This window comes from Desulfosporosinus sp., from assembly GCF_014237355.1.
Lineage (GTDB): Bacteria > Bacillota > Desulfitobacteriia > Desulfitobacteriales > Desulfitobacteriaceae > Desulfosporosinus.
Genome location: NZ_JABZFS010000071.1, coordinates 1 through 13,395 on the forward strand (window position 1 = coordinate 1; position 13,395 = coordinate 13,395).

14 protein-coding genes are annotated in these 13,395 nt (G+C 43.4%); all 14 read right to left on the reverse strand.

Annotation, left to right across the window (positions count from 1 at the left end):
- Positions 1 to 571: 571 nt before the first annotated feature.
- The 14 genes from lysS to HGJ98_RS15345 all read right to left on the reverse strand — a co-directional run bounded on the left by lysS (position 572) and on the right by HGJ98_RS15345 (position 13,362).
- On the reverse strand, positions 572 to 2,062 hold the full coding sequence (gene lysS, locus HGJ98_RS15280) for a lysine--tRNA ligase (protein WP_291352359.1): 1,491 nt from the start codon (positions 2,060 to 2,062) through the stop codon (positions 572 to 574).
- A gap of 264 nt (positions 2,063 to 2,326) precedes the next feature.
- Positions 2,327 to 2,797: a transcription elongation factor GreA gene (gene greA / locus HGJ98_RS15285; protein WP_291352361.1), complete on the reverse strand. Its 471-nt coding sequence runs from the start codon at positions 2,795 to 2,797 to the stop codon at positions 2,327 to 2,329.
- 233 nt (positions 2,798 to 3,030) lie between these two features.
- Positions 3,031 to 3,987, reverse strand: a complete 957-nt coding sequence (dusB, locus tag HGJ98_RS15290; RefSeq protein ID WP_291352363.1) for a tRNA dihydrouridine synthase DusB — start codon at positions 3,985 to 3,987, stop codon at positions 3,031 to 3,033.
- A 20-nt stretch (positions 3,988 to 4,007) separates the two neighbouring features.
- Positions 4,008 to 4,775 (reverse strand): type III pantothenate kinase, encoded by a 768-nt coding sequence (locus HGJ98_RS15295; RefSeq protein ID WP_291352365.1) that lies wholly within the window; start codon positions 4,773 to 4,775, stop codon positions 4,008 to 4,010.
- 17 nt (positions 4,776 to 4,792) lie between these two features.
- A complete protein-coding gene (gene nadC, locus HGJ98_RS15300; protein ID WP_291352366.1) occupies positions 4,793 to 5,668 on the reverse strand; it encodes a carboxylating nicotinate-nucleotide diphosphorylase in 876 nt (291 codons plus the stop codon).
- Positions 5,634 to 7,283 (reverse strand): L-aspartate oxidase, encoded by a 1,650-nt coding sequence (gene nadB / locus HGJ98_RS15305; RefSeq protein ID WP_291352367.1) that lies wholly within the window; start codon positions 7,281 to 7,283, stop codon positions 5,634 to 5,636. Before nadB ends, nadC begins: the two co-directional genes overlap by 35 nt.
- Before the next feature lie 18 nt (positions 7,284 to 7,301).
- Positions 7,302 to 8,228 (reverse strand): quinolinate synthase NadA, encoded by a 927-nt coding sequence (gene nadA, locus HGJ98_RS15310; RefSeq protein WP_291352369.1) that lies wholly within the window; start codon positions 8,226 to 8,228, stop codon positions 7,302 to 7,304.
- Positions 8,229 to 8,434: 206 nt separating this feature from the next.
- On the reverse strand, positions 8,435 to 8,818 hold the full coding sequence (gene panD / locus HGJ98_RS15315; RefSeq protein ID WP_291352371.1) for an aspartate 1-decarboxylase: 384 nt from the start codon (positions 8,816 to 8,818) through the stop codon (positions 8,435 to 8,437).
- Entirely contained in the window at positions 8,811 to 9,668 is an 858-nt protein-coding gene (gene panC / locus HGJ98_RS15320) for a pantoate--beta-alanine ligase (RefSeq protein WP_291352373.1), read from the reverse strand. Before panC ends, panD begins: the two co-directional genes overlap by 8 nt.
- 37 nt (positions 9,669 to 9,705) lie before the next feature.
- Positions 9,706 to 10,569, reverse strand: coding sequence for a Rossmann-like and DUF2520 domain-containing protein (locus HGJ98_RS15325; RefSeq protein WP_291352375.1), 864 nt, complete (start codon positions 10,567 to 10,569; stop codon positions 9,706 to 9,708).
- Between the two features lie 244 nt (positions 10,570 to 10,813).
- The gene (gene folK / locus HGJ98_RS15330) at positions 10,814 to 11,281 is read right to left on the reverse strand and encodes a 2-amino-4-hydroxy-6-hydroxymethyldihydropteridine diphosphokinase (RefSeq protein ID WP_291352377.1); all 468 of its coding nucleotides are present in this window, start codon (positions 11,279 to 11,281) and stop codon (positions 10,814 to 10,816) included.
- A gap of 5 nt (positions 11,282 to 11,286) precedes the next feature.
- Positions 11,287 to 11,652, reverse strand: a complete 366-nt coding sequence (gene folB, locus HGJ98_RS15335; protein ID WP_291352380.1) for a dihydroneopterin aldolase — start codon at positions 11,650 to 11,652, stop codon at positions 11,287 to 11,289.
- On the reverse strand, positions 11,639 to 12,853 hold the full coding sequence (gene folP, locus HGJ98_RS15340; protein ID WP_291352382.1) for a dihydropteroate synthase: 1,215 nt from the start codon (positions 12,851 to 12,853) through the stop codon (positions 11,639 to 11,641). The genes folB and folP overlap by 14 nt, the downstream gene beginning before the upstream one ends.
- A gap of 14 nt (positions 12,854 to 12,867) precedes the next feature.
- On the reverse strand, positions 12,868 to 13,362 hold the full coding sequence (locus tag HGJ98_RS15345) for an HD domain-containing protein (protein WP_291352384.1): 495 nt from the start codon (positions 13,360 to 13,362) through the stop codon (positions 12,868 to 12,870).
- Positions 13,363 to 13,395 lie beyond the last annotated feature (33 nt).

Below are 13,395 nucleotides of genomic sequence, written 5' to 3' on the forward strand. Positions count from 1 at the left end.
GTGTTAGGCACGCCGCCAGCGTTCGTCCTGAGCCAGGATCAAACTCTCCAAAAAAAGTTATTTCACTTCTTCTAGAAGAAGATGATTGACTCATGATTTATTTTGAAACTCTTGCGAGTTTCTCTCATTGGCTGTCCTTGTTGTTTAGTTTTCAAAGACCATTTTGTTGTTGAATCCCTTGTAGGACCGAGTTATATCTTAGCATTTATAACAGCTGTTGTCAATACTAATTTATATTTTTTCCATTCGGTTAATTAAGGGCCAACATTCTGTTCGCACATATTCCCGAGTATTTTCTCAAGCGAACAAATATTACTATACCATAACCATATACTCCTCCTCAAATGTCATTTGGGTCCATATTAATACTATTGTGCCCAAAAATAATAAATTTCCTTCCCAATACTATGTTTATCTTGTTTACACGTTGTATTTTGTGTTACCTTACGGTTTTTATGTAACTCTTCCGAAAGTTTCTGACAAGAACCCACTCTTTTATATAGGAGTTGTAAGAGGCAATAAAAAAGCTGCCCAGCACTTAGCCGGACAACTTAGTTAAAATTATCAAAGATTATTCTTCAATATCCTCGTCTAGGACATTTTCATCTCTAGGGCGCATTGTTGGGAAGAGGATGACATCTCGAATTGAGGCTGAATCCGTTAATAACATAACCAAACGGTCTATCCCAATTCCTAGCCCACCCGTAGGCGGAAGACCGTATTCTAAGGCCTGGACGAAATCCTCGTCCATAATATGAGCCTCATCATCTCCTTTAGCTCGTTCAGCTGCCTGCGCTTCAAATCGTTGTCGCTGGTCAATAGGATCATTTAATTCAGAGAAGGCATTGGCAAGTTCACGTCCATATATAAAGGCTTCAAAACGATCCGTATATTCAGGTTGCTTAGCGTTACGCTTAGCTAATGGGGATATCTCTACAGGATGTCCAATTATAAATGTCGGTTGGATTAGTTTTGGCTCAACGTATGCTTCAAAGAACTCGTTAATAATTTTACCACGAGACGAACCCGCTTCCACATGTAAGCCCTTCTCTTGAGCAATAAGTTGAGCTTGTTCATCCGTCGCAATCTCCCTAAAATCAACTCCCGAGTACTCTAAAATACCGTCAAGCATTGAAAGCCTACGCCATGGAGTCTTAAATTGAATAGGTTGTCCCTGGTAAGTAATTTCCAGAGTTCCATGTATTTTATGCACAATATGGGCAATCATCTCTTCAGTTAATTCCATAATATCTTCGTAATTTGCAAAAGCCTGATAGAGTTCCATCATCGTAAACTCAGGATTGTGCTTGATTGAAATTCCCTCATTCCTGAAAGTCCGGCCAATTTCAAAAACCCTTTCAAGCCCACCGACAATTAATCGTTTCAACGGTAGTTCGAGTGCAATCCTCAAATAAAGATCTATGTCTAAAGCATTGTGATGTGTGATAAATGGACGTGCTGCCGCTCCACCAGGAATAGTATGTAACGTCGGTGTCTCTACTTCAAGGAATTCTCGTTCTTCTAAGAACTCCCTCATAAAACGAATGATTTTACTGCGTGTTACAAACACTTGACGAACATCGGGGTTCATAACTAAATCCAAATACCGCTTGCGATAGCGTGTTTCTACATTCGTCAGTCCATGAAACTTTTCCGGAAGCGGGCGCATTGCTTTGGATAGTAATGAAACTTCACGTGCATGAATTGATATTTCCCCTCGTTTTGTTCGAAATACTTTTCCTCTTACCCCAACTATATCTCCCACATCAAACTTCGAGATTAAATCAAACATCACCTGACCTAATTCATCCATGCGGATATAGATTTGAATACGACCATTCAAATCTTGAATATGTGTAAAAATAACTTTTCCCTGATCGCGCTTGCTCATGATCCGCCCAGCAATACTTACTTCTTGGCCCTCTAACACTTCAAACTGCCCCAAGATGTCAGAGGTTTTATGTGTCCGAACATAGCGATCCGCATAGGGTTCGATATCTGCTTGGCGAAGCATATCAAGCTTTTCTAAGCGAATTCGCCAGAGGTCATTGGTATTATCCATCTTTATTCCTCCATATAATTGCTTATTATCAATTTTTCCAAACTTAGACCTCATTAAACAGTGAAAAACTATATATTAGATTATTACCTTCAAATTATGTATTTTATCAACAATAGCCGCAAAAATCAAACCATATTTTGCCTGGTAAATGAATAAAACAAAGTGCAGCATCTGTACGTGGCCAAACCAGTCACAGAACACTGCACTCTCAAAGACACCCTAATGGTCTAAATCGAATTCATGAACCTTGGGGTGATTGGTCCCTTACTTAATATCTAGAATCTGATAATGTAAGATACCTGCAGGAACGTTTACTTCAACGATAGACCCTTTAGATTGACCTAGGACCGCTTTTCCGACAGGGGATTCATTGGAGATTTTATTGGTCCCTGGATCTGCCTCAGCAGAACCGACAATAAAATATTCCTCTTCGTCACCAAAGTCTAAATCTTTTAAGCGGACTTTTGTCCCTATTGCCACGACATCGGTTCCTTCGAGCTCATCGATGATTCGGGCATTTCTAAGCATTTTTTCAAGAGTAATAATCCGACCTTCGATAAAAGCCTGGTCATTCTTAGCATCATCATACTCCGAGTTCTCGCTAATATCTCCAAAGTCAATGGCCTGTTTAATACGTGTGGCAACTTCGCGTCGCTTCACAGTTTTAGATAGTTCCAACTCTTCCTCAAGTTTCTTAAGGCCTTCTAATGTTAGAATAACTTCTTTTTCAGCCATATTTTCCTCGCTCCCTTTTCTCATCCTACGCACTGAGCTTCTATAATCAACGTCTGCGTGCTTTATTAAAAGCCTTATATGCGTAATTCCTTTAAAACAAGGTACTACTTAAGATTCCTTGTTTACATTACTCGTTATTATAAGGACCTTGCAAATTATTGTCAAGGATACAGCCCTTTTCTCGAACGCCTTACTTCATAAAATAATCAGTTTTTTCAGCATAATACCCCATTCTACTCAAGGATTCGATTTAGGACCACTCGCATTTCCTCAGCCGATCTCGTTTGCATAATCTCATCACGGATTAGTGCTGCCTTCCTAACCCCTTTAATATACCAAACAGCATGCTTCCTCATTTCGTTAAGACCGATCCTCTCGCCTTTATAACGCAACACACGGTCGAAATGCTCTAACGCAACTCGTATTCGTTCTTCAATTGACGGTTCAGGCAATATAATACCATGCTTTAGGAAGGATTGAACACGCGGAATAAGCCAAGGATTTCCTAATGCACCCCGTCCTATCATGACCCCGTCACACCTTGTTTGCTCGATTAGTCTCGCAGCATCATCGGGTTTACAAACGTCTCCATTTCCGATAACCGGAATATTAACAGACTCCTTTACCCGCCGAATCCATTCCCAGTTGGCTTGGCCACTGTAGAATTGTTCACGGGTTCTGGCATGAACTGTGATCATTTGGACACCTACAGCCTCTAACCCCTTTGCCAGTTCAAGGGCCACGATCTCTTGGTCATTCCAACCAAGACGAATTTTCACTGTTACCGGTACATTAACAGCCTTGACCACCGCCGAAGCAATAGCTTGCGCTCGGGGAAGATCCTTAAGCAGTGCCGAGCCTTCATTATTTTTAATAATTTTTTGGGCGGGACATCCCATATTAATATCAATAATGTTGGCACTAGCTTCTATAGCTAATAGAGCCGCGCGAGCCATTGTCTCCGGATCCGAACCAAACAATTGGACAATTCTTGGTTCAGCTTCTCCACTTAAGTCTAACATTTTCAACGTTCTCGAGTTTTGATAAGTCAATGCTTTATCACTGATCATTTCCGTCCAAACATACTCTCCACCCACTGAACGGACAGTCTCACGAAATGCTTTATCCGTTACCCCGGCCAAAGGTGCTAGAAACACCGGGACTCCAAGTTCATAATGTCCTAACTTCATGTTCTTATTCCTCTTAGTTACTATTTCCTGTTACGTTCATAGATTAATAAAAGTCCCTCCAGGGTTAAAAAAGGATCAACGGTTTCTATCATTTCCGATTCTTGAGAAATTAATTTAGCTAATCCACCCGTGGCGACTACTTTGGTCTCCGGTCCCAATTCCCCTTTCATACGTTTAACAATCCCATCAACTTGTCCCGTGAACCCATAGTATATCCCGGATTGCATTCCAGCTACCGTATTTTTCGCGATAACCGACATGGGTTTAACCATCTCTATGCGAGGTAGTTTTGATGCCCTCTGAAACAGGGCTTCAGTCGAGATTCCGATTCCGGGAGCAATAGCCCCCCCTAGGTATTCTCCACGCTTTGATATTACACAGAATGTCGTTGCAGTCCCAAAGTCCACAATGACTAGCGGCCCTCCATATTTAGTATATGCCGCTACTGCATTCACAATACGATCGGCCCCAACCTCTCTAGGATTATCATAGATAATGGGCATTCCGGTCTTTACGCCAGGTCCTACAACAAGAGGTTCTACACCAAAATACCTTCGAGCAAGAGCTTCTAAGGTAGGCATTACCGGTGGGACTACCGATGAAATCACAACAGCTTTGATTTCTTGAAATGTTAGACTACTTAAATCAAATAAGTTTTTAATAACGACTGCATACTCATCCGTAGTACGAGACTTCTCCGTAGATACCCTCCAGTGATGAGTCAATGTTCTCTCATCATAAACCCCTAAAACAATATTTGTATTACCCACATCAAATAATAGAATCATAAGAACGCCCCTTTTGATTAAGTGATTCCTTTTTCCCAATTCGCCCTAGTTGTAGCTTTAATCTCACCTAGGTCAAGACTAAAATCCATGGCCTTAACGGAATGGGTCAAGGCGCCTATTGAAATTAAATCAACCCCTGTCTCAGCTACCTGACGAAGGTGTTGCTCCCGAATCCCACCTGATGCTTCAACGATTGCCCGTTGATTAATATAAAGAACTGCCTGTCGCATTTCTTCTATTCCCATATTATCTAACATAATCACATCAACGCCGCAAGCTACCGCTTCTTTGACCTGTTCGATAGTTTCACACTCAACCTCGATCTTAATCATATGCCCGATTTGATCCCTTGTCCTTTGTACCGCTTCTGATAATCCGCCCACTGCGGCAAGATGGTTATCCTTTAACATCACGGCATCGTAGAGGCCAAATCGATGGTTCTGTCCACCACCAACTCTGACGGCATATTTCTGTAAAGAGCGCCATCCTGGAAGTGTTTTCCTGGTATCCACAATCCTCGTTGAAAGTCCTGCAACCTGATCAACTGCACGATTTGTTGCCGTAGCGATTCCTGAGAGATGCTGTAAAAAATTTAACGCTGTTCGCTCGGCCTGCAAAATACTGCTTAGGGGACCTTCCAGCTCTATCACAACGTCTCCGACATTCACCTTTTCTCCATCCTTCAACAATATATGGACCTTAATTCGTGGATCTACACTCTGAAACACTTGTTCAACAAGTGACAACCCTGCCACTACACCTTCTTCTTTGGCATAAAGTTTTGCAAAGCTGCTCAAGTCTTCTGGGAAGATCCTTGTGCTCAGGTCCCCCGTACCGATATCTTCCTGCAATGCCCGATCAATCAACTCTTGAAACTGGAACGTAGAGTACATCATTTTCCTCCTTATGTTGAAGAGAGTGCTTTTGCCAAGATTCGTCAAGCCGCGAAGGGTAATCCGATCGGAAATGACCGCCTCGACTCTCTTTGCGATCTAGAGCAGCTTTGGCGATGGCTGATCCAACAGCTAATATATTAGCTGTTTCGAATTCATTTACTGAGGATATTGACAAGAGTTCTCGATCCCAATCCAGCAATAACTCAGCGGCTTCTCTGAGTCCTGTCTCATTTCTCAAGATTCCCACTCTATTCCACATCAAATCTTGAATCCGTGTCCTTAAGTCTTGTTTATCGGACTGTTTCACCGCTTCACCTATACCAGTTTCTGTTCGATTTAGACTTAATTCAGGACTACGAACTTCCTCCCATGTAGGGCGTATACCTTGGACCCTAGCTTTGATTTTTTCCGCTATTCGTGCTCCGAAAACTAATCCATCCAGCAAAGAGTTACTTGCTAACCGATTTGCGCCGTGGACCCCGTTACAAGCACATTCTCCTGCTGCATATAGATGAGGCAGGCTTGTTTCTCCATATGTGTTCGTCGCAATCCCACCCATCATATAATGAGCAGCCGGCGCAACGGGTAACGGCATAGTTAGTACATCCACCCCAAATTTTAAACAGGTTTGGTATATGGTTGGGAACCTCTCTAGGATCCGCTTCTCTCCGATAGGCCGAAAATCCAAAAAAACTGGGCCTTGATTCATTTCCAGCCAAATTGCCCGGGCGACAATATCCCGGGGAGCGAGCTCTTTGTCAGGCATATCTTCCATGAAGCGTATACCTGCGGAATTAATCAAATGGGCACCTTCGCCACGCACGGCTTCCGAAATGAGAAAACGCGGTGCATTAGGGATTAACAGGGCCGTAGGATGAAATTGAACAAATTCCATATCCATCAATTCTGCCCCTGCACGCCAAGCTACAGCCATTCCATCACCCGTAGCAACACCAGGATTTGTCGTGAAACAATAAACTTGTCCTAACCCTCCAGTGGCTAAAATTACTGCCTTCGCCAAATGCCCTTCAAAATCTCCTGTCTGAGCATTAAGGACTAAGGCTCCCAATATTTCCCCTTTATCATTTTCTAACAGATCAACCACGAAACGTTCTTCTAAAGTGGAAACGTTAGGACATGCCTTAACTTTGGCGACCAAGGCCCGTTCAACTTCCCACCCTGTGGCATCCCCTAGTGCGTGTAGTATTCTCCTCTGACTATGTGCGCCTTCCCGGGTAAGAGCAAGCACTCCATTATGGTAGTCAAATTGAGCACCCATACCCATTAATTCTTCTACGCAGTTTGGTCCATCTTCAACCAAAATTTTTACTGACAAAGGATCGCAAAGCCCTGCTCCTGCCCGTAGGGTATCTTGTAAATGCAAGGCCGGGGAATCTGCTTCGTCAATAGCGGCTGCAATTCCCCCCTGGGCATGCTCGGTATTACTTTCTTCAATGGTTTTCTTTGTTAAAATAGTGACCTTACATCCCTCACTAGATTTGATTGCTGTGTATAAACCTGCAATACCGCTTCCCAACACAAGTACGTCCGAATCAAAGACCTTAACCTCTGATTTAGTCCAAGGGTATAAATATCGTCTCAATATGCCCATCCCCTGCTCTACTGCTGGTTATAAAGCCAGCATTCGCTCTAGTGTAGCTTTGGCTCTGACTCGTATCTCCTCGTTCACTGTAACACGTGGTGAAAGGGTTTTAAGTGCGGCTTTTACCTTTTCTAAGGTCGTCAGTTTCATATTTGGACAAACTAATCGTTCTGACGCAAGATAGAATTTTTTCTCTGGGCAAACCTGATGGAGTCGATGTAAGATCCCCGACTCCGTTCCCACAATAAATTCCTGGGCGTCAGAACTCTGGGAAAAGTTGATTAATCCTGCGGTGGAACCGACATAATCCGCCTCTTGGCATATGTCTTCTCGGCATTCCGGGTGCACGATGACTTTAGCTAGTGGGTGCTCTTCTTTAGCCTTATGAATATCCTCTTTAGTCAATCGGTCATGGGTTTTGCAGTACCCCGGCCAGAACTGAAGTGATCGACCAAGTAGTTTCGCTGCGTAACGGCCAAGATTTTCGTCAGGGATAAAAAGAATGTTGTCTCCCGCTAAAGACTGCACTACTTTTACTGCATTGGAGGAAGTGCAGCAGATATCGCTCTCCGCTTTAACTTCTGCCGAGGAATTAACATAACAAACTACCTTAACCCCAGGAACCCGCTTTTTATAGGCCCGTAAGCCATCGGCATCTACCATGTCCGCCATCGGGCAACCCGCGTTATGATCAGGCAATACTACAACCTTATCCGGTGATAGGATAGCTGCACTTTCCGCCATAAAATGGACGCCGCAAAACACAATGACTTCTGCATCCGTATTGGCCGCTTGTTGACTCAGCTGCAGGGAATCTCCGACAAAATCGGCAATATCCTGAACTTCAGGTCTTTGGTAATAGTGAGCTAAGATAACTGCTTTGCGTTCTTTCTTTAGCAGTTTAATTTCTGAAGCTAACGTCTGAAATTCGTCTTGGCTAATGGTATGCTTCATTAAAATGTCCATCCTCTCTGAAGTGGCATAATCCATTGTGGAGTAGTTCTTAAAACCTTATTTTGTACTATCAGGGCAGAAAGTATAAACTTTCGTTATATACTGCAAGAAGGCTAATATGTGCGAAGACAGTGTCTGCAAGAGGGTCTAATACGTGCGAAGACAGTGTCTTCGTGTGTGTGTGGGCGCCAGCCAAGTTTTCTTTATCAAGCTTCCTGTCCATGAATTTCTTCCGTTGATATCTTAGTTTCACAGTTTTTAGAGTCGACAAACACGACTTTAGGAGTATAGATGCGGGCCTGTTCGTCACTAAGCACCGCATATGAAATAATAATCACTTGGTCACCCACTTGTACATGACGGGCAGCTGCTCCATTTAGACAAATGACCCCAGAATCTCTCTCTCCCGGAATAACATAGGTTTCAAGTCTAGCCCCATTGTTATTGTTCACAACCTGAACCTTTTCATTGGTTAGAAGATCTGCTGCCTCCATCAAAGCGACGTCAATCGTTATACTTCCGACATACTGAAGATTTGCTTCTGTTACGACGGCTTTATGAATTTTTGATTTCATCATCGTTCTAAACATTTTGCTCAACCTCCACGACTTTATTATCAATTAAACGGGTCGTCCCAAATTTAACGGCTAGAGCTAATAGTACGGGGCTCTGGATATCCGTTACATCAGATAAGCTACCTGCATCTCTAACTTCTACATAGTCAATAACTCCATGACTCTCTAGAGTAATCTTTTCTCTTATCTGCCGTTCAATCTCCCTAGCTGATCGTTGCCCCCCATGTATACTACGCTCTGCTTCATTGAGACTCTTAGACAAAACTAAGGCTTCCAGACGTTGTTCCGCAGTTAAATAGATATTGCGTGAGCTCATAGCCAACCCATCTTCTTCCCTAATAATGGGAACAGGGCAAATCTCAATGGGAAGACTCAAATCCTTCACCATACGCTCAATGATCAGATACTGTTGATAATCTTTCTGGCCAAAAAAAGCCATGTCGGGTTGAACAATATTAAATAGCTTGCTTACCACAGTTGCTACTCCACGGAAATGCCCTGGACGAGAAGAACCACACAACACCCTATCTAATTCACCTACCTCAACGAAGGTGAGCATCGGCCGAGGATACATTTCCTCAACGCTGGGATGGAAAACTACATCTACTCCTGCCTCCTCCACCAAATGGGCATCCCGCTCTAAATCCCTTGGATAACGTGACAGGTCTTCATTGGGTCCAAATTGTAATGGATTTACGAAAATGCTCAACACCACAAAGGCATCCGTTTGCTTGGCTTGCTCAATTAATGATAGATGCCCTCGATGCAAAAAACCCATAGTTGGAACTAAGGCAATTTTTCGTCCCCGTTTTTTTTCCGAGGATATGATCTCGCGCAGCTCAGAAATTCGCGAAGTTCTCTTCATGTCTTACTCCACCTTTCTTTAACCATATAGTTTCTGATTATCTTGCACTGAGTAACGATTTCAACCTGTTTAACTCTTCCGAAGGGTAGGTAAATCCCTGAATCGCCCTCTTGCTTTCCCCTAAATCTAAAGCTTTTAAGCCTAACCCTTTATACACCTCTATCAACTTTGGCGGCAACTGATCTAGGTGGCCTTGAACCACTTGTACATCCCCACGAGCTATTGGACCTGTTAAGGCTTGGGGTAAGCCTACTTGTTCTAGGTTAGAAAGTGTTCCTTTCATTAGCGGCAACAATGAGGCTAGGGCTTCCTCTCCTTGAATTCCTGCTTCGGCAAAAAGCTCTACAGCTATTGAAGCAAGAACCGCCAAATAATTAGAGGCCACCACCGCACCTGCATGATAAAGTGTTTTTTGGTCGGCCAAAATGCTATGCGAAATTCCACCAAGATCTTTTACAATCCCCTCTCCTAATTCCTCTTCCTCCCCTTCGATCCCGAAGTGAGTTCCTGAAAGAATTGTTAGTGCATTATCAACGCTTGCAAAGGCTTGTAGTGGGTGTAGAGACAGACAACGCACAGGCAATTCCTCCTGAACACGTAAAACTGCCGAAGGAAGTGAGCCGGAGCAGTGAATCCATACTTGCCTTGGTACAATTAGATCCTTCGCTACCAGTGTTTCTGCAATAGATCGAATCATCCCATCTTGTGTTGTAATAAACAAAAACTCAACGGCAGGTACCAGCTCTTCTAACAAGAAATGGTCTTTATTAACATAACTGCGAAACCGCTCATAGGAGAGACGGCTTCGGGTGTGAACCCCTACACATTCATGCCCTGCTTCTGTTAATCGCACCGCTAAGGCGGTACCTACTATTCCGGCTCCAATAATTCCAAATTTCATCTCCGATCCTCCTCCCTAAACACATATCTTTATCCTCTAGGCTGAATAGTCCGATAATTATAAATAAACAAAAAAATACCTTCACGAGCGTGAAGGAGTGTTTCCTCCGTCTCGGTCGCCTAAGATCCAAGCGGGTATTATTACGGTATACAATTAATATGGGTCTTAATTTATTTTAAAAGCTAAGCTAATAGTTTCCCTCAATCAGTACAATTCTCTAGGATATCGTCTGATATAGGTTTGGTTATTTAGTGAGGAGATGAACCTTTCCCTCCCCAGAGACTTCATTGATCGATTTTCCTGATGGCAAGACGAGTTCGGGGGCAATCTCTCGTAAAGGAGCAATTACAAAGGCACGTTCTTCCAAGTAAGGATGTGGTAACCTTAATTCTTCAGTTTCACTGACTCTATTATCATAAATAAGCAGGTCAATGTCAATTGTCCTCGGACCCCAATGTACCTTGCGTTCTCTTCCCAGTTCTAATTCAATTTTCTGGCAAACATGAAGAAGGTCCCTGGGCTCAAGGCTTGTATCAATCTCTATTACCTGATTCCAGAAAAGAGGCTGATCTATCCCACCCCAAGGTTCTGTTTCATAAATTCCAGACTCCGCCTTAACCCTTGTCGTTGGACTTTCCAAAGCGGAGATCGCCTCTCTAAGATAATAGGCCCGGTCCCCCAGATTACTGCCTAGCCCTATAAACACCCGCATGTCTCTCACCTACCTCGCCAAATCTCCACTGAAACATCTTTGAAAATCCCTGGGACTGGAGCCTGGGGTTTATGTACTTCTACCCGTACTGATGTACAAGTAAACCCTCTCAGAACCCGTTGGGCGATTTCCTCGGCTAAGCGTTCTATTAACAAATATCTGTCCTCAGTAACACATTTCTTAATTACTTGGTATACCTCTCCATAATGGATCGTATCCTCTACTCGATCTGAAGAACCCGCCTGCCGAAAATCTGAGAAAAGGTCTATATCAATTAAAAATCGTTGCCCCAACACTTGCTCTTCCGGCAAAACTCCATGGTAAGAATAGAATTCTAGTCCGCGAAGATGTATAACATCATGCTCCGACATAGTGAACTCCCTTCTGTCCCCTCACGATAGCGTCTGACATTCGTATTGTCCTAAGGTTTGCCTTCACATCATGAACCCGGATGATATCTACCCCAGAAACAACTCCCAGAACGCTGGTTGCTAGGGTTCCCTCTAAGCGCTCATCCACGGTAAGGTTTAAAGTATTTCCAATCATAGATTTACGCGATGCAGCAAGCAGCACCGGATGTCCCAGTGTTTTAAACTCTGCCAGACGAGCCATAACCTCAAGATTCTGTTCAGTTGTTTTCCCAAATCCAATTCCGGGATCGACAATTATCTGGTCTCCCGATAATCCCTGGGCTTCAGCCAACTCTATACTTTTTTGTAGAAAACTTAGAATGTCTCCCATCAAATGCTGGTAGCTTGTTCCATCTTGATTATGCATAACAATAACAGGCACTTGGTAATCCCCGACAACTCTGGCCATGTCAGGGTCTTTTTGCAACCCCCATACATCATTTATGATGTGAGCACCCACTTCAAGGGCCTTGGCTGCGACGCTTGCCTTATAGGTATCTACGGAGATAGGAACAGTTACCCGTTCTAAGAGAGTCTTCAGTACGGGCTCTAAACGATTCCATTCCTCTTCGGCACTTATACCCGCATAATTCGGACGAGTTGACTCCCCTCCGACATCTATAATGTCTACTCCTTCTTCAACCATACATTCGGCTAGAGAGATTGCATTTTCAATACTAGTGTACCTGCCCCCGTCAGAGAATGAATCCGGGGTAACATTTAAAATTCCCATAACCAGGGTACGCTCCCCAAGTGTCAGTTCCTTCCCTCGACAATTCAATATTCGGACTTTAGAAGGTTCTAGGTTAGTCAGCAACTGTTTGAGGGCATGTCCGATTTTCTTAAGTCCAAAGGGCTGGGATAATATCTTCTTGGCAAGGTTTTCGAGTTGCCGTACTGTACCTAATAACATAACATCAGTAGTATCGACATTATTAGTGATTACATCTCGGTGAACTGCGGCATCTCCACCAACAGACAGCATTTCTTGTTTAAGAATATGTGCAACACGTAAGGGCACTTGCTCTAATTTAATAGCTCTCCCTATTCCTTTTCCAACCATGTGTGCGATTCCACCGGGGTCAGACCCAATCTGTTGTAAAGCTGCTCTAGCTTCTTGCAAATTATCCATAATGACCCACCGCATACCATATGTTTGCATACATCGTTCCTCCCTTAATACACAATCTGCTTCATCTCAGGTGTAAACTTATAACATTGGGTTTGAGCGGAACAATACCGACAGTCTCTCGACCAATCATCAGCTATGGCTAGCGCTTCTCCTAACGGAGATAAATTGGCGTCATGATGACGCCGATGTTCTCGTATCCCTACTAAAATCACCTGAATATCTTCAGCATCAAAGCCGCAGTCCTCAAGCAAGGGACATGCCAATCGAGCACTTACCTCTGCGTGATCTTCACCCGTTTGATATTCTACCCATCTACCAATATCATGAAGCAAAGCTGCTGCGTATATTCCCTCTTTGGATAAACCCATGTCCCCTTTTTCGAGCAGATAAGTATAAGCGATACGCGCGACACTTAACCCATGGTCGAAGCCATGTTTACAAAACCGTCGTTCTTTTTCTAATTCGTTAATCATCTCTATATAGAAAATATAAGATTCATGGTCCAATAGCCGATTGACCCGAGCCATCGAAAGTAACATCATCCCACTCCCCATAGTTCACTTATAGGATAT